This window comes from Azospirillum canadense (genome assembly GCF_025961225.1).
Taxonomy (GTDB): domain Bacteria; phylum Pseudomonadota; class Alphaproteobacteria; order Azospirillales; family Azospirillaceae; genus Azospirillum; species Azospirillum canadense.
The window spans coordinates 549,231-571,524 of record NZ_JAOQNG010000002.1 but is presented as its reverse complement, the minus strand read 5'-3'; the positions used below and the strand labels follow the sequence as shown (position 1 = coordinate 571,524).

The 22,294-nt window shown below is 70.1% G+C and carries 19 protein-coding genes; 12 read left to right on the top strand and 7 right to left on the bottom strand.

What is annotated here, in order from left to right:
• The first annotated feature begins 6 nt into the window (after positions 1 to 6).
• The 8 genes from M2351_RS17160 to M2351_RS17125 all read left to right on the top strand — a co-directional run bounded on the left by M2351_RS17160 (position 7) and on the right by M2351_RS17125 (position 7,757).
• Positions 7 to 969 (top strand): beta/alpha barrel domain-containing protein, encoded by a 963-nt coding sequence (locus tag M2351_RS17160; RefSeq protein ID WP_264657334.1) that lies wholly within the window; start codon positions 7 to 9, stop codon positions 967 to 969.
• Between the two features lie 77 nt (positions 970 to 1,046).
• Positions 1,047 to 2,228, top strand: a complete 1,182-nt coding sequence (locus tag M2351_RS17155) for an amino acid ABC transporter substrate-binding protein (protein ID WP_264657333.1) — start codon at positions 1,047 to 1,049, stop codon at positions 2,226 to 2,228.
• A 233-nt stretch (positions 2,229 to 2,461) separates the two neighbouring features.
• On the top strand, positions 2,462 to 3,238 hold the full coding sequence (locus M2351_RS17150; protein WP_264657332.1) for an ABC transporter ATP-binding protein: 777 nt from the start codon (positions 2,462 to 2,464) through the stop codon (positions 3,236 to 3,238).
• Positions 3,231 to 4,151: an HpcH/HpaI aldolase/citrate lyase family protein gene (locus M2351_RS17145; RefSeq protein ID WP_264657331.1), complete on the top strand. Its 921-nt coding sequence runs from the start codon at positions 3,231 to 3,233 to the stop codon at positions 4,149 to 4,151. Before M2351_RS17150 ends, M2351_RS17145 begins: the two co-directional genes overlap by 8 nt.
• Positions 4,138 to 5,022: an isocitrate lyase/PEP mutase family protein gene (locus M2351_RS17140; RefSeq protein ID WP_264657330.1), complete on the top strand. Its 885-nt coding sequence runs from the start codon at positions 4,138 to 4,140 to the stop codon at positions 5,020 to 5,022. The genes M2351_RS17145 and M2351_RS17140 overlap by 14 nt, the downstream gene beginning before the upstream one ends.
• Positions 5,012 to 5,488 carry a LeuD/DmdB family oxidoreductase small subunit gene (locus M2351_RS17135; RefSeq protein WP_264657329.1) on the top strand — a complete coding sequence of 159 codons (477 nt, stop codon included), beginning with the start codon at positions 5,012 to 5,014 and terminating at the stop codon, positions 5,486 to 5,488. The genes M2351_RS17140 and M2351_RS17135 overlap by 11 nt, the downstream gene beginning before the upstream one ends.
• A 23-nt stretch (positions 5,489 to 5,511) precedes the next feature.
• Positions 5,512 to 6,780, top strand: coding sequence for an aconitase/3-isopropylmalate dehydratase large subunit family protein (locus M2351_RS17130; RefSeq protein WP_264657328.1), 1,269 nt, complete (start codon positions 5,512 to 5,514; stop codon positions 6,778 to 6,780).
• On the top strand, positions 6,777 to 7,757 hold the full coding sequence (locus tag M2351_RS17125; RefSeq protein WP_264657327.1) for an HpcH/HpaI aldolase/citrate lyase family protein: 981 nt from the start codon (positions 6,777 to 6,779) through the stop codon (positions 7,755 to 7,757). The genes M2351_RS17130 and M2351_RS17125 overlap by 4 nt, the downstream gene beginning before the upstream one ends.
• Here the strand turns inward: M2351_RS17125 and M2351_RS17120 are convergent.
• A complete protein-coding gene (locus M2351_RS17120; RefSeq protein ID WP_264657326.1) occupies positions 7,754 to 8,158 on the bottom strand; it encodes a hypothetical protein in 405 nt (134 codons plus the stop codon). The two genes, M2351_RS17125 and M2351_RS17120, sit on opposite strands and share 4 nt — an antisense overlap.
• A gap of 251 nt (positions 8,159 to 8,409) precedes the next feature.
• Between M2351_RS17120 and M2351_RS17115 the strand changes: the two genes are divergently transcribed.
• From M2351_RS17115 to M2351_RS17105, 3 genes are all read left to right on the top strand, one after another.
• Positions 8,410 to 11,019 carry a sensor histidine kinase gene (locus M2351_RS17115; RefSeq protein ID WP_264657325.1) on the top strand — a complete coding sequence of 870 codons (2,610 nt, stop codon included), beginning with the start codon at positions 8,410 to 8,412 and terminating at the stop codon, positions 11,017 to 11,019.
• A gap of 209 nt (positions 11,020 to 11,228) precedes the next feature.
• The gene (locus M2351_RS17110) at positions 11,229 to 12,683 is read left to right on the top strand and encodes an ABC transporter substrate-binding protein (RefSeq protein ID WP_319801894.1); all 1,455 of its coding nucleotides are present in this window, start codon (positions 11,229 to 11,231) and stop codon (positions 12,681 to 12,683) included.
• An 8-nt stretch (positions 12,684 to 12,691) separates the two neighbouring features.
• Complete coding sequence (locus M2351_RS17105; protein ID WP_264657323.1) at positions 12,692 to 14,158, top strand: GGDEF domain-containing response regulator; 1,467 nt, start codon at positions 12,692 to 12,694, stop codon at positions 14,156 to 14,158.
• Between the two features lie 168 nt (positions 14,159 to 14,326).
• On the opposite strand, the gene M2351_RS17100 is transcribed toward M2351_RS17105, so the two are convergent.
• The 6 genes from M2351_RS17100 to M2351_RS17075 all read right to left on the bottom strand — a co-directional run bounded on the left by M2351_RS17100 (position 14,327) and on the right by M2351_RS17075 (position 21,310).
• Positions 14,327 to 16,597, bottom strand: coding sequence for a xanthine dehydrogenase family protein molybdopterin-binding subunit (locus M2351_RS17100; RefSeq protein ID WP_264657322.1), 2,271 nt, complete (start codon positions 16,595 to 16,597; stop codon positions 14,327 to 14,329).
• On the bottom strand, positions 16,594 to 17,085 hold the full coding sequence (locus M2351_RS17095; protein ID WP_264657321.1) for a (2Fe-2S)-binding protein: 492 nt from the start codon (positions 17,083 to 17,085) through the stop codon (positions 16,594 to 16,596). Before M2351_RS17095 ends, M2351_RS17100 begins: the two co-directional genes overlap by 4 nt.
• Entirely contained in the window at positions 17,082 to 18,368 is a 1,287-nt protein-coding gene (locus M2351_RS17090; protein WP_264657320.1) for a cytochrome c, read from the bottom strand. Before M2351_RS17090 ends, M2351_RS17095 begins: the two co-directional genes overlap by 4 nt.
• Positions 18,365 to 19,486, bottom strand: coding sequence for an alkene reductase (locus tag M2351_RS17085; protein WP_264657319.1), 1,122 nt, complete (start codon positions 19,484 to 19,486; stop codon positions 18,365 to 18,367). Before M2351_RS17085 ends, M2351_RS17090 begins: the two co-directional genes overlap by 4 nt.
• 116 nt (positions 19,487 to 19,602) lie before the next feature.
• Positions 19,603 to 20,832: an FAD binding domain-containing protein gene (locus tag M2351_RS17080; RefSeq protein WP_264657318.1), complete on the bottom strand. Its 1,230-nt coding sequence runs from the start codon at positions 20,830 to 20,832 to the stop codon at positions 19,603 to 19,605.
• A gap of 37 nt (positions 20,833 to 20,869) precedes the next feature.
• A complete protein-coding gene (locus tag M2351_RS17075) occupies positions 20,870 to 21,310 on the bottom strand; it encodes a VOC family protein (protein ID WP_264657317.1) in 441 nt (146 codons plus the stop codon).
• 174 nt (positions 21,311 to 21,484) lie between these two features.
• On the opposite strand from M2351_RS17075, the gene M2351_RS17070 reads away from it, so the two are divergent.
• Complete coding sequence (locus M2351_RS17070; protein WP_264657316.1) at positions 21,485 to 22,213, top strand: TetR/AcrR family transcriptional regulator; 729 nt, start codon at positions 21,485 to 21,487, stop codon at positions 22,211 to 22,213.
• Positions 22,214 to 22,294: the final 81 nt, after the last annotated feature.

The window sequence follows — 22,294 nt, the reverse complement described above, 5'->3', positions numbered from 1 at the left end:
GAGTCCATGCTCACCATTCCAGACCACGTGCTCGTCGCGGAGGTCGGCCCGCGCGACGGCCTGCAAAGCCTGCCCCGGTGGATCGACACGGATGCCAAGGTCCGTATGGTCGACCGGCTGAGCGAGGCCGGCTTCCCGGTCATCGAGGTAACGGGATTCGTCAGCCCGCGCACCGTCCCCAACCTGCGCGACGCCGACGAGGTCTTCGCCCGCATCAAGCGCCGGCCGGGTACCGTCTACCGCGCGCTCGTCCCCAACGCTCGCGGGGCGGAGCGGGCGGCCGCGGCCGGGGTGGGTGAGATGCTCGGCCTGACCACCGCCGGGGAGATCTACCTCAAGAAGAACCAGAACATGACGCCGGACACCGCGGTGGAGCAGGCGGCGGAGGCCTTCCGCATCGCCGACCGGGCCGGCATCCCCTTCGTCATGGCGATCGGCGTGGCCTTCTGGTGCGCCTACGAGGGCGCAATCCCGGAAGACCGCGTGCTCGGGCTCGTCCAGCGCCTGCGCAACGCCGGCATCCGCCGCTTCTACCTGGCGGGCTCCATGGGGATGGAGGACCCGGCCCATGTCGGGCGGCTCATCCGCCGCGTCTACGACGCCCATCCCGACGTCGAGGTGGGCTTCCACGTCCACGACCTCGCCGGCATGGGCGGGGCCAACGTGCTGGCGGCCATCGACGCCGGGGCGCGCTGGGTCGAAGGGTCGATCTGCGGGATTGGCGGCGGCATCGCCATGCCGGGCGCGGTGCACGAGATCGGCTCCATCGGCAACCTGCCGACGGAGGACATCGTAGGCATGCTGGAGGCCATGGGCGTGCGGACCGGCATCGACCCGGACGCCGCCGTCGCTGCGGCCCGCGACGTGGCCGCGATCCTGGGCATCGAGCCACGCAGCCGCTCCGCCAAGGGGGCGACCCGGCGGGAGGTGCTGGCCGCGACCAAAGCCGCGCAAAGTGCCGCGGCCTGAAGGCGCCCGCAAGACAGCGCCCGACAAACGGCCGGACACAGGCCGGGGGCGAACCACCATCATGGGAGGAATGAGGCATGAACCGGTTCAAGACGATTCTCACGGGCGCAGCACTGCTGGCCGCGCCCGCCCTGATGCCCGCAACGGCCCAGGCGGCGGAGCCGATCAAGGTCGGCATTGCCCTGTCGCAGTCGGGCAACCTCGCGGACTCGGCCGAGCACTACAAGAAGGCCGTCGAGCTGTGGCGCGACCAGGTGAACGCCCGCGGCGGGCTGCTCGACCGGCCGGTGGAACTGGTGCTTTACGACGACCGCAGCGACCCGGCCACCGCCGCCCGCCTCTATGAACGGCTGATCACCAACGACAACGTGGACCTGCTGGTCTCGCCCTGGGGCTCCGCCTCTACAGCAACGGCCACAGCGGTGGCGGAGAAGCACAAGCGCGTCATGGTCAACAGCGGCGGCGCGTCGGAGAAGATTCACCAGCGCAACTTCAAGTACATCTTCCAGACCGCCGCCCCGATCTCCGCCTATGTGGAGGGCGTCGGGCCGGTGGCCGAGAAGTTCGGCCTGAAGACCATGGACATCATCTCCCGCGACTACCCCGCGGCGCGTGACATGGAGGTCGCGCTGAACAAGATCGCCAAGGACCGCAACATCAAGATCGAGAAGGCCGAGTATTTCCCGGCGGGGACGTCCGACTACTCCTCCTATCTCGCGCAGGCCAAGCAGGCCAACCCGGACATCTGGATTTCCGTCGGCTACCCCAACGAAGCCATCGAGATGGTCCGGCAGTTCCGGGCCAACAACTACCTGCCGAAGCTGTTCGTGCACAACGGCGCCTCCATCGACGACTTCGTGAAGGCGGCGGGCAAGGACGCCGAATACGCCGTCGGCATGTCGCTGTACGAACCGGTGCTGAAGACGAAGGGCAACGCCGAGTTCGTGAAGGCCTACAAGGACAAGTACGGCGCGGAGCCCGGCTACTACTCCGGCTTCGGCTACGCCGGCGTGACCGTACTGGAGGAGGCGGTGCGCAAGACCGGCAGCCTCGATCAGGACAAGCTGCGCGAGACGCTGTCCACCATGGAAACCGACACCGTGCTCGGCCACCACAAGGTCGATCCCAAGACGGGTCTCCAGGTCGGCGTGAAGGGTCTGCTCGTCCAGATCCGCGACGGCAAGCGCGCGATCATCTACCCCGAGGAACTGAAAACCGCCGACGCCGTGATCCCCATGCCCGGGTGGGCCAACCGGTGATGATCACCCTCTCCCCCCTGGGGAGAGGGAAGGGGCCCACGAAGTGGGAAGGGTGACGGGGTCTTGCGTGGCGGCACGTTCGGCATACGCGCAACCCCCTCACCCTGACCCTCTCCCCGCTTTCGGCGAACCAAAGGTCCGCCTGTCGCGTCAGCGCAAACTTCGTTTGCGCGTGAGCAGGGGGGAGAGGGGACTGAAAAGGAAACGCAGCGACCCTTGGGAGGAGCGGACCGATGGGCGGTTCACCGAACACGTTGCTCGAATTGCAGGACGTCACCACCGGCTACGGCGACGTGCCCGTGGTGCGCGGGGCCTCCATGACGTTTGAAAAGGGGCTGATCACCTGCGTCATCGGCTCCAACGGGGCCGGGAAGTCGACGGCGATCAAGGCGGCGGCCGGCCTGCTGCGGGTCTGGTCGGGCCGGGTCTACGTCTCCGGTGCCGACGTGACGCGCGAGGCGCCGCACCGCCGCCTCGGCCGCGGCGTTGCCTTCGTGCCGCAGGGGCGCATCGTGCTGCCGGAAATGACCGTGCGCGAGAACCTGGAACTGGGCGCCCACATCCTGGGCGGCGACCGCCGGCGCATCGAGGAGGCCATCGCCCGCCTCGTCACCCTGTTCCCCATCGTCGGCAAGCGCATGGGGCAACTCGCCGGCACCATGAGCGGCGGCGAGCAGCAGATGCTGGCCATCGCGCGGGCACTGATGACCAACCCGTCGCTGATCATCCTCGACGAGCCCAGCCTGGGGCTGGCGCCGAAATACGTGGACATCGTCTTCGAAAAGCTGCGGGAACTCGCCCGGGCCGGCCTCACCGTCGTGATGGTGGAGCAGAAGGCCTCCCGCGCCCTGTCCTTTTCCGATTGGGGCTACGTCATGCACACGGGCCAGGTCGTCTATGCGGGGGCCGCGGAAGCGCTTCTCGCCAACGAGAACGTGAAGCGCCTGTTCCTCGGCGAGGTGCCGGAGGACGTGCGGTTGCTTGTGGAAGGGGAGGCCGGCCATGCCTGATCCCCGAACGCGCGAACCGCGCCTGCGCCGCAGCCTGATGCTGACCCCCGGCAACCGCCGGGACCGGCTGCCCAAAGCGGTCACCCTGCCGTCCGACTGCACCGTCTTCGACCTGGAGGACGGCGTCCCGCCGCAGGAAAAGGACACCGCGCGGGCGGCCGTCGCCGAGGCGCTCGCCACGCTCGACTTCGCCGGGCGGGAGCGCTGCGTCCGCATCAACGGGACCGACACCGCCGACAGCCGCACGGATCTCGACAGCCTGCCGCTCGCCCAACTGGACAGCCTGATGCTGCCCAAGGTGGAGAGCGCGGAGGCGCTGCGCCGCTTCGAGGAGCGGCTGGCCGCCGCCGAACGGCGGGCCGGGCGGGAAACCCCCGTCGACCTGATCCTCAGCATCGAAACGCCGAAGGGCCTCCTGAAGGCGGCGGAAATCGCGGAGGCGCTGCCGCGGGCGTCGGCCCTGTTCTTCGGCTCCGGCGACTTCACCGCCATCACCGGCGGCGCGGTGTCGGCGGAGGCGCTGCTGTACCCCCGCTCCGTCCTCGTCGTGGCCGCCGCCGCGGCCGGGTTGCAGGCCATCGACGCCGCCTATTTCGCCGCGGTCAAGGACGCGGAGGCCACGCGCCGCGACGCCCTGGCCGCCCGCGACCTCGGCTTCTGCGGCAAGCTCGTGTTCCACCCCATCCAGGTCGACGTCGCCAACAACGTCTTCGCGCCCAGCGAGGCCGAAGTCGCCCGCGCCCGGCGCATCGTCCAGGCCTACCACGAAAGCCTGGAGCGCGGCCACGGCACCGCCGTCGTGGACGGCATCTTTATCGCCGTCGACATGCTGCCGCCCGCGGAACGAACGCTCCGCACCGCCCGGCAGATCGCGGAACGCCAGAACGGAGGACCCGCTCATGCCCAACCCTGACCTGCGGCGCCGTCTGGCCGACGGCGAGTTCGTCTCCGCGCCCGGCGTCTTCGACATGATCTCCGCCAAGATCGCCGACGCCGGCCCGGCCGACGCGCTCTACGTCACCGGCTACGGCACGGTGGCCTCGCATCTCGGCCTGCCCGACGCCGGCATCGCCACCTACACCGACATGGTTGGCCGCGTGGAGCGCATCACCCAGGGCGTGTCGAAGCCGGTGATCGCCGACGCCGACACCGGCTATGGCGGGCTGCTCAACGTCCACCACACCGTGCGCGGCTACGAGCGCGCCGGCGTGTCCGGCATCCAGCTGGAGGACCAGGAGTTCCCCAAGAAGTGCGGCCACACGCCGGGCCGGCGCGTCGTCCCGGCGGAGGACATGGTGCGCAAGATCCGCGTGGCCTGCGACGCGCGCGGCTCCGCCGACCTGCTGGTCATCGCGCGGACCGACGCGCGCAGCAGCCTCGGCCTCGACGAGGCGCTGCGGCGCGGGGAGGCCTACGCCCGCGCCGGGGCCGACATCCTCTTCATCGAAAGCCCGGAGACGGAGGAGGAGATGGCCCGCATCGGCGCCGCCTTCGACGTGCCGGTGCTGGTCAACATCGTCCACGGCGGCCGCACCCCGGTGCTGGAGCGCGACCGGCTGCGCCAGCTGGGCTTCTCCATCGCGATCTACCCGACCGTGGGCTTCCTCGCGGCCGCCCAGGCCATGCGGACGGCCTACGCGGCGATGGCGGAGGGGCGGGCGGAGCCGCCGGTCCCCCTCTACCCCTTCACCGACTTCAACCTGCTGATGGGCTTCGCGGAGGTGTGGGCGTTCGACAAGCGGCACGCCGAAATCCCGGCCGGGGAGGACAAGAATGCGCGCTGACGGCGTTGCGACGGTGGTCGGGGACGATGTCGACACCGACGTCATCTTCCCGGCCCGCTATCTGGCGGTGCTCGACCCGCAGGACCAGGCGAAGCACCTGTTCGAACCCCTTGGGCCGGAGATCAACGCAAAGATCCGCGCCGGCGGCGTGCTGGTCGGGGGATGGAACCTCGGCTGCGGGTCGTCGCGCGAACACGCGGTCACCGCGCTGATCGGGGCCGGGGCGCGGCTGGTGATCGCCAAGTCCTTTTCCCGGATCTTCTTCCGCAACGCCATCAACAACGGGCTCGCCGTCGTGATAGCCCCCGACCTCGCCGCCGCAATCGCCGACGGCGACCAAGTGGAGGCGGACCTCGCGGCCGGAACGGCGACGGTGAACGGCGTGGAACACGCCTTCCCTCCGCTGCCGCCGGAGCTTCTGGCCCTGGTGTCCCGCGGTGGCCTGTGGAGCCCACGGGCGGCGTAACATCGTTCATTCAGGAGGTTGCGATGGGCCAGACCTTGGCCGAAAAGATCATGTCGCGCCTTGCCGGACGCTCGGTAAGCGCCGGCGACTTCGTGGAAATCCAGCCGGACTGGACCTTCAGCCTGGACGACGGCATCGGGCTGATCGACCGCTACCTGACGGCGAACGGTGTGGACAGGCTGGCCGCACCGGAAAGGATCGCCGTCTTCTACGACCATTACGCCCCCGCCGACACGCCGCTGCACGCCCATGTCCAGCGCGTCGGCCGGCTGCTGTGCGAGCGGTTCGGCATCGAGCGGCTGTACGACGTGGGGGAGGGGATCTCGCACCAGGTCGCCGTGGAAAGCGGCCTCGTCCGCCCCGGCCAGATGGTCACGAACACGGATTCCCACACCACCACGACCGGCGCCGTGGGTGCGGTCGGCTGCGGCATCGGTGCCGCGGAGATGGCCTACCTGTGGGCGCACGGCCGGCTGTGGTTCCGGGTTCCGGAAAGCGTGCGGATCAGCCTGAACGGCCGGCTGGCGCCGGGCGCCTCGGCAAAGGACGTCGTGCTGTCGATCCTGAAGACGGTCACCGCGCGCGGGGCCATCTACCGTTCGGTCGAGTATCACGGCGACGGCATCGGCCAGTTCTCCCTGCCGGAGCGCATGACCCTGTGCAACATGGGCATTGAGATGGGCGCGAAGTTCGCCACCGTGCCCTTCGACGCGGTGACGGCGGAGCATTACCGCAACCTCAACGCCGAGGTCGGTGACCCGCCGCGGCCGGACCCCGACGCCCGCTACGTGGAGGAGTGGTCCATCGACCTCGCCACGGTCGAACCCATGGTCTCCGTGCCGAACCGGGTGGACGACGTGCACGCCATCGGCAGCCTGCCGGAGGTGCGCATCAACCAGGCGCTGCTCGGCACCTGCACCAACGGACGCTTCGAGGATCTGGCGGTCGCCGCCGGAATCCTGAAGGGCCGGCGGATCGCCCCCGGCGTGCGCATGCTCGTCACCCCGGCGTCGAAGGCCGTCTACAAGCGCGCCTTGGCGGCGGGCATCGTGGAGACGCTGGTCGAGGCCGGCTGCACCGTCACCACGCCCGGCTGCGGCGCCTGCGCCGGCATCCACCAGGGCGTCCTGGCGGAGGACGAGGTCTGCATCTCCTCCTCCTCCCGCAACTTCGTGGGACGGATGGGCAACCGCACCGCCCGGATCTACCTGGGCTCCCCCGCCACCGTGGCGGCGAGCGCGCTCGCCGGGCGGATCACCGACCCACGCTCGATCCCGGAGGCCGTGCCATGAGCGGGCATGAGAGAATGCGGCGTTTGCAACGGTCGGAACTGGCCGTCCCCGCGACGTCGGAGCGCTTCTTCGCCAAGGCGGCGGCCGGACCCGCCGACGTGGTCTTCCTGGACCTGGAGGACGCGGTCGCCCCCACCGCCAAGGAGCAGGCGCGCGAAAACGCCGTCCGCGCCCTGGCGGAGATCGACTGGGGGCCAAAGACCATGGCCCTGCGCGTCAACGGGCTGGACACGCCCTGGGCGCTGAAGGACATCGTGGAGGTGGTGTCGCGCGCGCCGCGCCTCGACCTCGTCCTGCTGCCCAAGGCCGGCTCCGCCTTCGACGTCCGCTTCGTGGAGCAGATCCTCACGCTCATCGAGCGGGAGCAGGGGCGGGAGAAGCAAGTCGGCATCGAGGTCTTGATCGAAACCGCCCGCGGCGTCGCGAACGCGGAGGAAATCGCAGCATCCTCCGACCGGCTGGAGGCGATGATCTTCGGCATTGGCGACTACACGGTGGACATGCGCACCTACGACCCCGTGTTCGGCACGCCGAGCGAGCGCTACGCCGTCCTCACCGGGCCGGACGCCGGCGGACGGCGGGAGCGGCACTGGAACGACCAGTGGCACTTCGCCATGGCGCGCGTCGCCAACGCCTGCCGCGCCAACGGCCTGCGCCCGATCGACGGCCCCTTCACCGACTTCGGCGACGCCGAGGGCTACCGGGCGAGCGCGCTGCGCGCCGCCGCGCTGGGCTTCGAAGGGAAATGGGCCATCCACCCCACCCAGGTGGCGCTCGCCAACGAGGTCTTCTCGCCCTCGGAGCAGCAAATCGCCTGGGCGCGCGCCGTCCACGAGGCCATGGGCCGCGCCACCGCGGAAGGCCGGGGCGCCGTCGGCGTCGACGGCGTGCTCGTGGACATGGCGCACCTGAAACAGGCCGACGCCCTGCTGCGCCGCGCGGAGGAGGTCGCCGTGCGGGACGGACGCCAAGCCTAGGATCGGCGCTCCGCGCGCTGGAGGTTGGCGCCGCCGCGGGCGTAGATCTGCATGGGGCGGCAGGTGTTGTCCAGGTTGACGATGACCGCGCCATCCTGGTCCCGCGGGTACAGCCAGACGTCGTATTGGGACACGCTGGAACTGGGACCGCCGCGGATCTCGCTGTAGACGGCGGCCCGGATCTCCGAGATCGGGATGCCTTCGCCGGCCATGACCGAGGCGACGGCCTGGTTGCAGGGCCCGCGCACCAGCCCGTTCAGGGTCGACACCACCGCGGGATCGGCCGTGGCGGTGCGCGGCGGCGCGAAGCTCGCGCACCCGGCGAGAAGCAGGGCGATCGCCCCGGCAGCCAGCCCCGCCATCGGCGCCGGGCTACTGATATGGTACGCTCGACGGGTCATGGTGGCCTCCGCAAGGTTTTCCACGAAAAGCATGGGCTCAGGCGAGACCGCACCAACCCCTACGAAGGTCTTAACCCGCAACGAAACCCGCCCGGCGCGTTCGGCGTGGCCGGTGTCGGCCGCCGGAGTGCATCCGCTCCGGTGCAACCCTATCGCGTGCCGTTAGTCGAGTGTTTACCGTCGCGATGGTCAAGTGGGGCGAGTTCCCCGCCGCCCGGACGCCTTGTGACCCGCTTTCCGCCGATCGCCGCATGAGGATTCGTTACCGCATCGCGCTGGTGGGCGGCGTCCCGGTGGCTGTCGCGGCCGTGATCGCCGTGTCCGGCTGGCTGCTGCTGAGCCGCAGCGAAAAGGTCTACGAGGCGGCGGTGCTCGCCGGGTCCGTGTACCGGGACGTGACGGCGGCCACCGCGGCGCGCGTCGACTACCTCCAGGTGGCGCCCGCCGAGCGGGATCCCCGCGCCGAGCGCTTCCGGTCCTTCGCGGAGTCCGCCCGGTCGGAGCTGGCCAGCCTCCGTGCCGCCATGCGGGGCACGCAGCACGAGCCCGCCCTGGCCGCGGCGGCGTCCGTGCTGGACCGTTCCATCTCGCTGATCAACATCTTCGTCGGCGTGACGCGGGACAACGACGCGCTGGTCGCCGACATGGCGCGGCACGCCGCCACGCTGATCGGCCTGACGGACCGCGCCCGCGCCCGCCAGCACGCCTCCAACGTCGATCTCCTCGGCTCGCTCACCGAGGCCGACCAGCGCCTGCGCGACAGCCGGGAGATCGTCGACCGCGCGCATGAGTTGCGCGAGGCCATGCTGTCGGTCGGGCGGACGGAGGCGGAGCAGGTGGCCGGCCTGGTGGCCACCGCGGCCCCGCCCAGCGCCGCCCGCGACGTCCGGCGGGAGGTCGAGCGCCTCGTCGTATCCGCCGAGCAGATCCAGGAGGCGCTACTCCGCACGGACGCCCGCACGGATGCCGGGTCCGACCGTGGGGAGACGGTCGGGCCGGCGCGGCGCTACGCCGCCGCCGTCGACGGCCTGCAGCGGGCGGTGGCGGCGATCCGCGACGCGCGCGCCCGGCAGACCAGGGAGGTCGCGCGCTTCGAGCGGGAGGCGGACGCCCTGGCGTCCCGGCAGGACGGGGACGCGGCGGCCCGCATCGGGCTGCTGGTGCCGGTCGTCCGCGCGCTCGCCCTGTCCGGCCTGCTGGACCGGCAGCCGGACGTCGCCGCCCTGGTCGCCGAGACACCGCCGCTCCGCCCCGCCTTCGAGCGGTTGATGGAGGCACAGGCCGACATCGGCCGCGCCAACGCGGCGCTGGAGGCCGCACAGCGCGCCAGCGCGGAGGCGGCGTCGGCGATCGAGGCGCTGACCGCGCGCATCCTCACGCTGCGCACCACCGGCTACACGGCAATCCAGGACGAGGTCGTCCAGCTGCTCGCCTTCTCCATCCAGGCCAACGACACGGAGCAGGAGACGCAGAACGTCGCCGTCGTGTCGCTGCGGCTGGGGCGGCAGGCGGCCGACGCCGTCGCCCGGCGCGACCCGGAGGCGGCCGACGCGGTCGTGGGCGACGCGGAACGGCTGCTGGCCGTCGTGCGCGGGTTGCCCATGTCGCCGCTCCTCCAGGACGAGGTGGTCGCGGCGATCGAGAAGTGGCGCGACAGCCTCGGCAAGACCGCCATGGGGCTGCGCCGCCTCAACGCGACGCTGGCGGCGATGGACGACGATTCGACCATGATGGTCGAAACCGCGCGCCAGCTTGATGAGACCTTCCGGGAGCAGGCGGCCTCCATCGGCGAGCTGTTGACCAGCGTCCTGCTGGTCGGGGCGACCATCGGCCTTTTGCTGGGCGGTGGCACCGCGCTGCTCGTCGCGCGCTCCATCAGCCGGCCGGTGCTGCGCCTGAAGGAGCAGATGGTGCGGCTGGCCGACGACCCGCTGGCCGGCCGCATCGACGGGACCGGCCGCCAGGACGAGCTGGGCGAGATGGCCCGCGCCGCCGCCTTCTTCCTGGGCGAGATCGGCCGGCGCGAACGCGCGCTGCGCCAGGCCAAGGACCAGGCGGACCGCGCGCTGCTCGAACTGCGGCAGACCCAGGCCGACCTGATCCAGTCGGAGAAGATGGCCTCGCTCGGCCAGCTGGTCGCCGGCGTCGCCCACGAGATCAACACGCCGCTCGGCAACGCCCTGATGGGGGCGTCGCACCTGTCCGACCGGCTGGCGGAGCTGTCCCGCGCCGCGGAGGCCGGGCTGCTGCGCAAGAAGGGCTTTGACCAGTTCCTGTCCGGGGCGGACGAGCTGACCCGGCTCATGCTGGTCAACCTCGACCGCGCGACCCGGCTGGTGCAGAGCTTCAAGTCGGTGGCCGCCGACCAGACCAGCGGCGACTGCCGCCGCTTCGACCTGCGCTCCTACCTGGACGAGCTGGTGACCAGCCTCAACCCGTCCTGGCGCCGGGCGGGACACGCGGTGCGGATCGATTGCCCGGAATCCGTCGACATCGACGGGCATCCGGGAATTCTCGCCCAAATCCTGACGAACTTCGTGATGAATTCCGTCGTGCACGGGTTCGACGACGGCAAGGCCGGCCTATTGTCCATCAAGGCGACCCTCATCGACGACGACACGGTGGAGCTGGTCTACACGGACACCGGCAAGGGCATCGACCCCGCGCATCTCGGCCGGATCTTTGATCCCTTCTTCACAACCAAACGTTCCAAAGGCAGCACCGGCCTCGGCCTGCACATCGTCTACAATCTTGTGACAGGCAAGCTGGGTGGACGCATAGCTGTGGAAAGCGCGCCAGGGCAGGGCGTTTGTTTCACCATTCGCTTCCCAAGAAGAGTTACCACTGTTAGCCTTCTCTGAATGGGGAGGCTGAAGGGTTCTTCTTGGGGTGCTTGATGTTACAAATTGACAAAACTGACAACCGCAGTTTGCGTAATTTTGTCACAGCATCGGCGCTGGCTTTGGCGATGCTGGCGTCTTCGCCGGCGTTGGCGGACAAATCCCTCGTCTTTTGTTCCGAAGGCAACCCGGAAAGCTTCAATCCGCAGGTTACGACAACTGGTACGAGCATGAACGCGGCCCTGCCGCTGTTCAACAACCTCGTGGAGTTCGTGCGCGGCACGACCAACCTCACCCCCGGCCTGGCGGAATCCTGGACCATTTCCCCGGACGGCCTGACCTACGTGTTCACGCTGCGCCGCGACGTGTGGTTCCATTCCAACGCCGATTTCCAGCCGACCCGCCCCTTCAACGCCGACGACGTCCTCTTTTCCATCAACCGGCAATGGAAGGACGACCACCCCTTTCACAAGGTCGGCCGGGGCACCTACGACTACTTCAAGGACATGTCGATGGGCAGCCTCCTGAAGGAGGTGGAGCGGGTCGACGACCACACGGTGCGCATCGTCCTGAACCGGCCGGAGGCGCCGTTCCTCGCCAACCTCGCCATGCCCTTCTCGTCGATCCAGTCGGCCGAATACGCCGACACGCTGACCCGCCTGAACCGCAAGGAGCAGTTCGACGAGGCGCCGATCGGGACCGGGCCGTTCCAGTTCGTCTCCTACCAGAAGGACGCCGCGATCCGTTACAAGGCGTTCGAGCGTCACTGGGCGGGGCGCCAGCCGCTCGACAACCTGATCTTTTCGATCAGCCCGAACGCGGCGGTGCGGCTGAACAAGCTGCGGGCGGGCGAATGCCACCTCATGGTCTTCCCGAACCCGACGGAGTTGGCGAAGATCGACTCCGACCCCAACCTGGTGATCCAGCAGCGGGAGGGGCTGAACGTCGCCTACCTGGCCTTCAACACGCAGAAGGCCCCCTTGAGCGACGTGCGCGTCCGCCGCGCGATCAGCATGGCGATCGACAAGGGCATGATCCTCGACGCCGTCTACCAGGGCGGCGGCCGGCCGGCCAAGAACCCCATCCCGCCGATCATGTGGTCCTACGACGAGACCACCAAGGAATATCCCTTCACCCCCGACGAGGCGCGGCGGCTGCTGGCCGAGGCCGGCTACCCCGACGGCTTCGCCATCGAACTCTGGTACCCGCCGGTCGCCCGTCAGTACATGCCCAACGGGAAGCGCGCGGCGGAGATCATCCAGGCCAGCCTGGAACGGGTCGGCATCCGTGCGACGCTGGTCACCGACGAGTGGCGCGAATACCGCCGGCGCATGGCGAACGGCGAGCATGAAATGGGCATCTACGGCTGGACCGGCGACAACGGCGACCCGGACAACTTCCTGTTCGTCCTGCTCGGCTGCGACGCGACGCGGCCCGGCGGCGGCAACTTCGCGAAATGGTGCAACCCGGAATTCGACGAGCAGGTGCTGAATGCCAAGCGCACCGCCTCGCTGGAGGAACGGACGGCCGACTACCGGCAGGCCCAGCAAATCTTCAACCGGGAAGCGCCCTGGTACCCCATCGCGCATTCCGTCGTCTCCGTGGCGCTCCGCAAGGAGGTGAAGGGCTACCGCATCGACCCGTTCCTCCAGGTCTTCACCGGCGTCGACATCGTCAACGACTGAACCCGACCATGGACCCCCTGGAAAGTTTGCCGGAAAGCCCGCCGGAAAGCCTGTCGGAAAACGACCTGTTCCTGCGCGACGATGAACCGGACGCCACGGTCGCCGGGGCGGAGCCGTGGCTGGTCCTGGTCGTGGACGACGACGAGCAGGTCCACGCCATGACCCGGGTGCTGCTCGGCGACTTCCGGTTCGAGAACCGTCCCTTCACGATGATCAGCGCCTTCTCCGCGGCCGAGGCGCGGGCGATCCTCGCCGAACGGCCGGACGTGCCGGTCATGCTGCTGGACGTGGTGATGGAAGCCCAGGATTCCGGGCTGGAACTGGTCCACCACATCCGCCGCGACCTCGGCAACCAGCGCATCCGCATCATCCTGCGCACCGGCCAGCCGGGCCAGGCGCCGGAACGCGACGTCATCATCGCCTACGACATCAACGACTACAAAGCCAAGAGCGAGCTGACCTCCCAGAAGCTGTTCACCAGCCTAGTGGGCGCTCTCCGCGCCTGGCGGGACATCGCGACCATCGAGCAGCTGAACCAGTCGCTCGAACGGCGCGTCACCGAACGGACGGCGGAGTTGGCGCGGCAGCGCACCCAGGCGGAGGAGCAGCGCCGCTTCGTCGAACACCTGATCGAGATGATGCCGAGCCCGGTCTGGTACGAGGACGCCCAAGGGCGCCGCGTGCTGTGCAACCGGGCCTTCCGCGACCTGTTCCCGCAGGTCCCGGCCCAAGACGCGTCGACGGACGAGGAGGCGGAGGCGGCACCGGCCCCGGCCCCGATCGGGCAGGGGCGCTGGGTCCCGGCCATGGACCCGTCCTCCACGGTGTTCGAAACGAGCGTCACCGCCCCCGGCGGGTTCACGCGTGAACTCCTGGTCGTCCGCAAAGCCCTGCCGGCGGCGGAGGGCAGCCCCCAGGGCTCCATCGGCATCGCCACCGACATCACCGCGCGCCGCCTGATGGAGCGGGAGCTTCACCGGCTGGCCATCACCGACGCGCTGAGCGGGGTCCACAACCGCCGCCATCTGCTGGGAATCCTCGCCGTCGCCGTCGCCGACGCAGCCCAGGGGGCCGATCCCTGCTCCCTCGTCATGCTCGACATCGACCATTTCAAGCGCATCAACGACGAGCACGGCCACGCCGCCGGCGACCGCACCATCGAGTTCGTCGCCGCCGAAATCCGCGAACATCTGCGTGGCACCGACAGCATCGGCCGCATCGGCGGCGAGGAGTTCGCGATCCTCCTTCCCGGCGCGGCGCTGAAGGCCGCCGGCGCCATCGCTGAGCGCATCCGCGCCGGCGTCGCCGCGACCCCGATCCAACTCCCCGACGGCCGCTCCCACCCCACCACCGCCAGCTTCGGCGTGACGGAACTGCGCCCCGGCCCGGACAGCGTCGAAGCCGTCCTGCACCGCGCCGACGAGGCCCTCTACCGCGCGAAAGCGAACGGCCGCAACCGCATCGAGTTCAATTGAGGGGCCGCTCTTAAATCCCCTCTCCCCTCCGGGGGAGTGGGTTAGGGTGAGGGGGCGCCCGTAGGGCGTCCGAGCACTGCAATGAGTGTGCGTTGTCGGCCTGTGGCCGCCCCCTCACCCCGACCCTCTCCCCAGAGGGGAGAGGGGAAAAAAGGCCAAGCCGCACCATTAAATCACCCCCACCGCGGCCCGCACCCGCTCCGGGTTCAGCGGCATGTCGCGCAGGCGCACGCCGGTGGCGTCGGCCACGGCGTTGGCCAGCGCCGCCGCCGCCGGACCCTGCGCCGCCTCGGCCGTGCCGAGGAAGGGCTGGCCCGGCCGGTCCATCACATGCACCGCGACGCTGTCCGGCACGTCCTTGAAGCGCAGGATGGGGTAGGCGCTCCAGTCGAAGCCGGTGCGCCGCTCCGCGTCGAAGGACATCGCCTCGCGGCTCGTCCAGCTGATCGACTGGACGATGCCGCCTTCGACCTGGTTGCGGACGCCGTCGGGGCTGGCCGCCTGCCCGCAATCGACTGTGGCGACCGCGCGCCGCACCCGGATGCGGCCGGTCTCCCGCTCCACCTCCACCTCCATCGCCACGGCGCAATAGGCGCCCAGGTTCTTGTAGCGGGCAAAGGCCATGCCGCAGCCGCGCCGCCCGTCGGGCTGTGGACGGTCGCGCCAGGCGAAGCGCTCCGCCACCGCGGCGATCACGTCCCGCCCGCGCTCGTCCGCCATGTGGGCCAGCCGCAGGTCCAGCGGGTCGATGCCGCCGGCCCTGGCCAGTTCGTCGAACATGCTCTCGATGGAGAACACGTTCAGGTGCGCGCCCAGCGAGCGCAGCGCCGACACCCGGATCGGCATGTCCTTCAGGAAGTGATAGACCACGTGCAGGTTGGGCAGGTTGTAGAGCGGGACGGAATTGCGGCTGCCGTCGCCCTCGGGCATGGGGATCGGCTTGCCTTCCGGCACCGGGAAGGGGTTCGGGACCTCCCCGCCGGCCAGCACGCCGCCGGCCCCGACCGGGCGGTTGTTGTGCGGGTTGCTCCAGACCTCGTGCCGCCACGCGGCGATGCGCTTGTCGGGGCCGAGCGACGCCTCAAGTTCCGTCACCATGCCGGGGCCGAGCGGTTCCCAGCCGAACTCTTGCTCCCGCATCCACTGCAGGCGGATCGGGCGGCCGGGCACGTGCTTGGCGATCAGCGCCGCGTCGGCCGAGACGTCGTCGGCGCCGTTCTGGCCGTAGCAGCCGGAGCCCTCGACGTGGATCGCGTGCACGTCCTCCTCGGCCAAGCCGACCAGCTGCGCGGCGACGCGGCGCACGTCGAAGGTTCCCTGGCTGTGCGTCCACACCGTCAGCTTGCCGTCCTGGAACAGCGCCAGGGAGCAGGAGGGGCCGATGGAGCCGTGGCTCAGCCACGGGCGCGTGTAGCGCGCCTTGACCGTGTGGGCCGCGTTGGCGGGACGGTCCGGGCCGTCCTGGATCACGATGTCCCGCGACGGCAGCGCCTTCAGCGCCTCCACTACGCCTTGCGGGTTTGGGCCGCCCGCGGGCAGCGGCGGCGCGCTGCGCACGGTTTTCGCGTTCTGGATGCGGCGCAGCGCCTTGACCGCGGTCCATTCCCGTTCCGCGACGATGGCGACGAAGGACCCGTCCTGGACGACCGTCACCACGCCCGGCATCGCCGCGACCTCCGCGATGGCCAGCGGCTCCAGCCGGGAGCCGACGCTGGGGCCGCGGACCACGCGGGCGTGCAGCATGCCCGGCAACCGCATGTCCTGGATATAGGCCGCCCCGCCGGCCAGCTTCGCCGGGATGTCCACGCGGGGCAGGTCCCGGCCCATGGTGCGATAGCGCGCCGGATCGCGCCGTGGCGCGTCGGGCATCGCCTCGACGTGCAGTGACAGGGCCGCCGCGATCTCTCCATAGGACGCTGAACGGCCGCCGGGTCCGGCCAGCCGGCCGTCGCCGGTGGTGGCAACCGCATCCTCCGCGACGCCCCAGCCCTCCGCGGCCTTGCGCGCCAGCAGCATCCGCACGTTCGCCGCGGCGTTCAGGATCGCGGTGCCGCTGTCCTGCATGGAATGGCTGCCGGCGGTCAGCCCCTCGTCCGGCGTGCGCGCCGTGTCGGCGGTGACCAGAGTGACGCGCGCCGGTGGCACGTCCAGCTCCTCCGCCGCGACCTGGATCAGCGCGGTTTTGATGCCCTGGCCCAGCTCCACCTTGCCGGTGAAGACGGTGACCGCCCCGTTGGCGTCGATGCGGATCCAGCTGTCCAGTATGGGCGCGGACTTCAGGCTGCCCGGCAGGTTGGGTGCTACCACCTTGGGTCCGGCGCCGCCCTCCCCACCGCCGACCAGCTGCGCGAAGGCGCGGGGCACCATCGAGAATCCGACGACCAGGGCGCCGGCCGTCAGAAAGGACCGGCGCGAGAGGGTGTCCAGGGACCGGCTCACGGCTTGGCCTCCAGGCTGGAGGTTCGGGCGCCCGTCGCGTCGACGGCGCGCCGGACCGCGCGCAGGATGCGCATGTGCGTGCCGCAGCGGCACAGGTTCGTCTGCATGTGGTTGCGGATGTCCGCGTCGCTGATCGACCCGCCGCGGTCGAGCAGAACCTGCGCGCGCATGATCATGCCCGCGATGCAATAGCCGCACTGGGCCGCCTGCTCTTGCTCGAACGCCTGTTGCAGGGGCCCGAGGTTGCCGGGGGAGCCCAGCCCTTCCACGGTGGTGACCCGCCGCCCCTGGACCGCGGCGACCGGCGTCAGGCAGGAAAAGACCGGCCGGCCGTCCACATGCACCGTGCAGGCGCCGCACTGGCCGAGCCCGCAGCCGTACTTGGCCCCGTTCAGCCCCAGGTCGTCGCGCAGCACGTAGAGCAGCGGGGTGTCCGGCTCCGCCTCGACGCGGTGCTCGGCCCCGTTGATGGTCAGGGTCATGGTCATGGGGAGGATCCTTCCCGCTTGGCCTCGGCGACGGCGTCGGCCAGCTCGGGCCAAGCGGGTTTCTCGCTGAAGCGCGTGCGCACATAGGCGGCGATCTGGGCGACCTGCCCGTCGGTCAAGCTGTCCCGGAAGGGCGGCATGTAAGGTCCGACGCCGGAGGAGGGCTTCAGCCCCTGGAGGATAGCCTGGACCGCGTTGCGCGGATCCTCGGCCTGCACGGCGTCGACATGGGACAGGGGCGGACGGCCCTGCGCGACCATGGGAGCGCCGTCGCCATGGCAGCCGGCGCAGGCCCCGGCGAACAGCGCCGCCCCCTCCGGATGCTCCCGCGCCGCCTCGGCCGCACGGTCCACCGGCGGCGGAACGGGTGCCGGTTCCTTGGATGCCTTGAGTCCCATCACCGACCCGATGTAGGTCGCGATGGCCCGCACGTCCTCTTCCGGCGCGGAAGACAGGCCGTGCACCACCGGCTCCATCGGGCCGGCCGCCGCACCCTGCCGCGGGGACAGGCCGGTGCGCAGGTAGGTGTACAACGTCTCCGCCGTCCATGCCCGCGCGGCGGCGCTGGACGCGTCGAGCGGCGGGGCGTTCCAGCCCTCCGCGACCCCTCCGGCGAAGGCTTTGGAGCGTATCTCCGCGCCGGCCAGATTGCGCGGCGTGTGGCAGGATCCGCAGTGGCCCAGCCCTTCGACCAGATACCGGCCGCGGTTCCAGGTGTCGCTCCGCGCCGGGTCCGGGGCGATGCCTCCCGTCTCCAGGAACAGCAGCTTCCATCCGGTCAGCAACGGGCGGAAGCCCAGCGGCGGGATCAGGCTGTTCTCCGGCGCCCTCGCCTCAACCGCCGGCCGCGTCATCAGGTAGGCGTAGAGCGCGTCCAGATCGCCGTCGGTCACGTGGGTGTAGTGGTCGTAGGGCAAGGCCGGGTACAGGTGGCTGCCGTCGCGCGCCACTCCGTCGCGCATCGCACGCCTGAAGGCGTCCTTCGACCAGCGGCCGATGCCCGTCGCCTCGTCCGGCGTGATGTTGGTCGCATACAGCGTCCCGAACGGCGTGGCGAGCGGCCGGCCGCCGGCGTAGATGACGCCATTGTCGGCCGTGTGGCAGACGGCGCAGTCGCCCAGCGTCGCCAGGGTCGCGCCGCGGCGGACCTCGTCCGGCGCGAAGTCCCCGGCCATTGGCCGCCGGACGGGCGCGATCTCCGGCTTCCAGGCGACCACGGCGAACCCCGCCAGCCCGACCACGGCGAGGGCGGCCAGCGCCGCCACGGTCCGCCGCGGAGTCATGCCGCGCCCGCCACCAAATCGGATTCCGACAGAGACGCGTAATCCGTGTAGCCCTCCGCCCCACCGCCGTACCAGCCCACCGGGTGCGGGTCGTTGAACGGCCCCCCTTCAGCGATCCGCGCCGGCAGGTCGGGGTTGGCGATGAACAGCCGCGCGAAGGAGGCGAGGCTGATGGTGTCCAGCGCCACCAACTGCTCCGCCAGATCGGGGCTCAGCCCGCCGTTGAGGATCACCGGCCCGTGGTAATGCGGCTTGATCATCTTCAGCAATTCCGTCCGGTCCGGCGCGCCGGCCCAGGCGTTGGTGTCGGCGATCTCCAGGAAGCCCACGCCCAGCCCATCGAGCATGGTCGCGACGTGCCCATAGGTCTCGTGCGGGTCCGGATCCATCGGGTTGTTGTAGGCCGCGGTCGGCGACAGCCGGACGCCGACGCGGCCCATCGGCACGACCTCCCCCACGGCCTCGACGATCTCGCGCAGGAAGCGGGCGCGGTTCTCCACCGGGCCGCCATAGCGGTCGTCGCGGCGGTTGGTGCCGGGCGACAGGAACTGGTGCGGCAGGTAGCCGTTGGCTGCGTGCACCTCCACCCCGTCGAAGCCGGCCGCCCAGGCGTTGGCGGCGGCGTGCCGGAACTGCCGCACGGCCTCCTCGACGTCAGCCAGCGTCATGGCGCGCGACGGCGTCGCGGCGATCCGCACGTAATGGCCGTTCCCCAGCTGCCCATAGACCTGAAGCAGCCCCAGGTCGTCGTTGACGGCCGACGGCGCCAGCGGCTGCTGCCCGTTCAGGATGCCCGCCGCACCCACCCGACCGCAGTGCCAGAGCTGGCAGACGATCCGCCCGCCCGCCGCGTGCACCGCCTCGACCACCGGGCGCCAGCCCGCGACCTGCTCCGCCGAATAGATGCCCGGCGCGCGCTCGAAGGCGCATGACGCCGCGGTGACGTTCGTCGCCTCGGTCACAATTAGGCCGGCGCCCGCCCGCTGGGCGTAGTAGGTGGCGTTCAGGGCCACCGGCACATCCCCGGCGCCCGCCCGGCAGCGGGTCATCGGCGCCATGACGATGCGGTTCGGAAGCGTGATGTCGCCCAGTTGAAACGGGCTGAGGAGCTTGCTCATGAAGTCGTCCCTGTGAAGCGTCGGCAAGAGCGGTGGCGATGGGCAGGATGTGGAACGCCGGAACAGACGGTATTGAAGGATATTCACCGCCCTTGACCATTTTGGACTTGGCCGTCCTATGCAGCCAGGCGCGGCGCCACGGCCGTTTCCCGCATCACCGCGTCCGGCGTCCGATAACGCTCGGCGTTCGCGCGTTCTTCATCGGTGCGGAGCTGCGCCTGCATGTAGGCGCCCAACTGCCGGGCGTGGGCGACGATTGCGCTGCCGAACCGCACCCGCTCCCGCTCATAGGCGGCCAGCGCGTCGGGGACCGGCCGTCCGGGGTCGCGCAAGGCGTCGGCCAGGGCCAGCGCGTCGCCGGCCGCCTTGGTCACGCCCATGCCGCAATGGGGCCGCGCCACGAAGGCGGAATCGCCGAGCAGCACCACGCGCCCGAAGGCCAGCCGCGAGGATTCGACGTCGTAGATCGGCTGGAAGAAGGGCTTTTCCGTTAGCCGCACGATTTCCGCGAATTGCGGGGCGAGCACCCGGTCGGCGTGCGCCCGCATCTCCGCGATCACCGCCGCGCTGATCAGGAAGGGCGGAATGCCGTCGGGGTGGTGGCGCCCCTGGTCGTCGGTCATCAGGCGCTTCAGCGCGCCGCCCTCGTCGGCCGGCTGGTACCAGACGAAATTGTAGCGGCGCTTTCCCGGCTCCACCGTGTCGCCCGCCCCGGCGACCGGGTAGCCGAGCATCTGCTCGCGCGGCGGCAGGCAGAAGCCGAACCGCTCGAACAGAGCGGCGTGGGTCGCCGGCGACAGCCGCGCTTCGTCCACAAGGCCGCGCCACGCGACATAGCCGGCGTAGACGGGCCGCACCTCGGGCAGGACCATCTGCCGGACACTGGACCGGATGCCGTCCGCGCCGACCAGGATGTCGCCGCGGGCCTCTCGGCCGTCGCGGAAGACGGCGGTGGTGCTGGCGCCATCCTGATGAATCTCGACCAGATCGGCGGCCAGGTGATAGGTACCGTCCGGCAACGCCGCCCTCAGCAAACCGTACAGCCGGCCCCAGGCGGTCAGCACCTGCCGCAAGGGCTGCTCACCAATCACCGCACCGTGACGGTCCAGCGTGACGCGGGCCGGCACCTCGACACCGAGCCGGTCGTCGATGGTGATCCCCGCCTGGGCCAGCGCGTCGAACAGCTCCCGGTGGGTGACGATCCCCGCCCCCCGACCCGACAACTCCTCCGCGCAGCGCTCCCACACCGACACTGTCCATCCGGCCCGGTGCAGCATGTTGGCCGCCAGTAGCCCGCCGAGCGAGCCGCCGACGATGACGGCGTGGCGCTTTGATGTTTCGCCCATGGGTTCCCTCCAGATTTTTCGTGTGTGCGTCCGGGCATCAGCCCTGGCCGGCCTCGGCCGCCGGATAATTCAGCTCGATCGTCACGCCGGAGGGATCCTCCAGGAAGACCTGGTGCAGGCCGAGCGACGGGACCGTCCGCTCGCGGAAAGCAACGCCGATCCGGTCCAGCCGCCCGCGCATCTCCGCCCAGCCGTTGGCCAGGAACGCGATGTGGTCGACCGTCCCCGTGCCCTCCTGTGCGCCCGCCGGCCGGTCGCCGAGATAGCGGTGCAGGCCGGACGGATCGTTGGGATCCACGCCGATGATGTGGACCACCCCGAATTCCGACTCGTCCTCCCCCTGGTAGAGCCAGAGGCCAGGGAAATCGAACGGTGGCCGGAAGCCGGCCCGGAAGCCCATCACCTCCGTGTAGAAGCGCCGCGACGCCTCCAGGTCGGTGGTGCGGATCGAGTAGTGCGCGAGCTTTGCGATGCCCATTGGCGTTCCCTCCCCAAATAGTGATCAAACGATAAATTAACATGACGTACCGACGCAACAGATCTTTGGTATGCCCTTGCGAAAAGCCTTGACCAGGCCGCATGATGGGCCGTGGCAGCGAATTTTCCGGAGCTTCGGCCTGTTGGTCGATCGCTCAGCAACCAAGGGGCGGACATGAAGCGGAAGGCGGATCAGGCGGTCGATCCCGGCGTTACGGTGGTAACCGCGCGGTCCCGCGCCCCTGCAGGATCCACGGAGCGCAAGCGCCTGACCCCCGACGAGCGCGAACGGCTGATCGCCAAGGAAGCGGTGTCCTTCTTCGCCAAGCACGGCTTTGAAGGGCAGACGCGCGAACTCGCCAAGCAGATCGGCATCACGCAGCCGCTGCTCTACCGCTACTTCCCGAACAAGGAGGCGCTGATCGAGCGCGTGTACCAGGAGGTCTTCGTCGGCCGCTGGAACCCGCTGTGGGAGGAATGGATCGAGGACCGCTCGCGCCCTCTGCAGGATCGGCTCGCTACCTTCTACAAGGACTACGCCCGCACCATCCTCAGCTACGAATGGGTGCGCCTGTTCATGTTCTCCGGCCTGAAGGGGCTGGACTTCAACGCCCGCTACCTGGGCCTGCTGCGCGACCGCGTCTTCGTCCGCGTCGCCCGCGAACTGCGCCACGCCTACGGCCAGCCCACGCTCGACGAACTGCCAATGACCGAGACGGAGGCCGAAACCATCTGGGGCCTGCACGCCGCGATCTATTACGTGGGCGTGCGGCGCTGGATCTACGGCCTGCCGGTTCCCGACGACCTAGACGGCCTGATCACCGGCAAGATTGCCGCTTTTCTTGGCGGCGTGTCTGCCGTGGTGGGGAAGGGGGAGTTGCACCGGGGCATTTCCAACAATTGATCGTATGATCGACGTAAGCAGATCCTCAGCACTCTCCCGCCCTGTACAACCCTCTCCCCAGAGGGGAGAGGGGATTCACAG

Excerpts from the sequence above, each read along its gene's own strand:
- M2351_RS17085 (WP_264657319.1), bottom strand. The coding sequence starts at position 19,486 with ATGAGCAAGCTCCTCAGCCCGTTTCAACTGGGCGACATCACGCTTCCG.
- M2351_RS17155 (WP_264657333.1), top strand. The coding sequence starts at position 1,047 with ATGAACCGGTTCAAGACGATTCTCACGGGCGCAGCACTGCTGGCCGCG.
- M2351_RS17140 (WP_264657330.1), top strand. The coding sequence starts at position 4,138 with ATGCCCAACCCTGACCTGCGGCGCCGTCTGGCCGACGGCGAGTTCGTC.
- M2351_RS17075 (WP_264657317.1), bottom strand. The coding sequence starts at position 21,310 with ATGGGCATCGCAAAGCTCGCGCACTACTCGATCCGCACCACCGACCTG.
- M2351_RS17145 (WP_264657331.1), top strand. The coding sequence starts at position 3,231 with ATGCCTGATCCCCGAACGCGCGAACCGCGCCTGCGCCGCAGCCTGATG.
- M2351_RS17090 (WP_264657320.1), bottom strand. The coding sequence starts at position 18,368 with ATGACTCCGCGGCGGACCGTGGCGGCGCTGGCCGCCCTCGCCGTGGTC.
- M2351_RS17160 (WP_264657334.1), top strand. The coding sequence starts at position 7 with ATGCTCACCATTCCAGACCACGTGCTCGTCGCGGAGGTCGGCCCGCGC.
- M2351_RS17150 (WP_264657332.1), top strand. The coding sequence starts at position 2,462 with ATGGGCGGTTCACCGAACACGTTGCTCGAATTGCAGGACGTCACCACC.
- M2351_RS17080 (WP_264657318.1), bottom strand. The coding sequence starts at position 20,832 with ATGGGCGAAACATCAAAGCGCCACGCCGTCATCGTCGGCGGCTCGCTC.
- M2351_RS17120 (WP_264657326.1), bottom strand. The coding sequence starts at position 8,158 with ATGACCCGTCGAGCGTACCATATCAGTAGCCCGGCGCCGATGGCGGGG.
- M2351_RS17110 (WP_319801894.1), top strand. The coding sequence starts at position 11,229 with ATGAACGCGGCCCTGCCGCTGTTCAACAACCTCGTGGAGTTCGTGCGC.
- M2351_RS17070 (WP_264657316.1), top strand. The coding sequence starts at position 21,485 with ATGAAGCGGAAGGCGGATCAGGCGGTCGATCCCGGCGTTACGGTGGTA.
- M2351_RS17135 (WP_264657329.1), top strand. The coding sequence starts at position 5,012 with ATGCGCGCTGACGGCGTTGCGACGGTGGTCGGGGACGATGTCGACACC.
- M2351_RS17130 (WP_264657328.1), top strand. The coding sequence starts at position 5,512 with ATGGGCCAGACCTTGGCCGAAAAGATCATGTCGCGCCTTGCCGGACGC.
- M2351_RS17095 (WP_264657321.1), bottom strand. The coding sequence starts at position 17,085 with ATGACCATGACCCTGACCATCAACGGGGCCGAGCACCGCGTCGAGGCG.
- M2351_RS17105 (WP_264657323.1), top strand. The coding sequence starts at position 12,692 with ATGGACCCCCTGGAAAGTTTGCCGGAAAGCCCGCCGGAAAGCCTGTCG.
- M2351_RS17115 (WP_264657325.1), top strand. The coding sequence starts at position 8,410 with ATGAGGATTCGTTACCGCATCGCGCTGGTGGGCGGCGTCCCGGTGGCT.
- M2351_RS17125 (WP_264657327.1), top strand. The coding sequence starts at position 6,777 with ATGAGCGGGCATGAGAGAATGCGGCGTTTGCAACGGTCGGAACTGGCC.